The 900-nt window shown below is 34.7% G+C and carries 1 protein-coding gene; it reads right to left on the bottom strand.

Translation table 11 applies throughout. The features are described from left to right. The coding region (locus PSI15_RS18200; protein WP_273584752.1) for a hypothetical protein at positions 1-689 on the bottom strand (689 nt) is incomplete at its 3' end. Positions 690-900 lie beyond the last annotated feature (211 nt).

The following is a 900-nucleotide window of genomic DNA, read 5'->3' as shown; positions in this document are numbered from 1 at the left end:
GTTATGTTGCCAATAAAATCAGCCAATGTATATTCATCTTTAAATATACCTTCAATAATTCGGTAACCAATAGAAAAAATAATACAAAACCTAACTCCACCAATGATACTTGAATTAAGACCTTGCTGTCCTATTCCCATCATTAACATTTGAGGATGATTGGCACAATATCGCGTTCCTTGGATAATACGTCTAAGACCTGCATGCCCTGATATATGAATATACCTTCTTCCATTTTCTCCTATATGCTCTGTAGCTGTAATGCCCAATCTCTTAAATTCTCGAATAACATCATATAAGCCACGTGAATCATAGATATTTCCAGCATAGGTAGAAATAGGATCTGTGACAGAAAACACATATGACATAGGATTTTTTTTATTGTTATCTACTTCCATACCTCTTGCAAATGCTTCTCCGTAACTTAGATTTTCTGCTTCCGTACCTCTTGCAAAGGCTTCTCCATGACTTGGATTTTGTGGACGGAGGGGACTGATATCCTCAATAATACTTTTGGCTTCTGATAATGAAAGAACGATGTGATATTGGGTATTATCACTCAATACTTTTTCTAACCCAATGGCATCAAAAAATTCATGCTGGGGTTTTAGCTGATTAATTCCCACATTACCCCTTAAAACATCGCCCATATAACCATCCCAAGTGGGATTATATTTCTTATGTGTCATTCCTCAATTCTCCATAATATCCGTTATAAATAATTTCATTAGTTACTATTAAGGGATTTGTGCCACGACTCCCATATAGCATCAATTAAACAGGATATAACAGTGATGCTTATCTATTCCAGCGTGAATAAAAGATCACCAGTAAAGTTGTGATTAACCTCTCTTCTTAAATAAAATCAGATAATGACCTAATTTAAATTTCAGATAGTAC

Origin of the sequence: Xenorhabdus sp. PR6a (assembly GCF_028599065.1) — a bacterium.
GTDB lineage: Bacteria > Pseudomonadota > Gammaproteobacteria > Enterobacterales > Enterobacteriaceae > Xenorhabdus > Xenorhabdus doucetiae.
The sequence above is the reverse complement of the archived record's forward strand: the minus strand, read 5'-3'. Positions and strand labels throughout refer to the sequence as shown.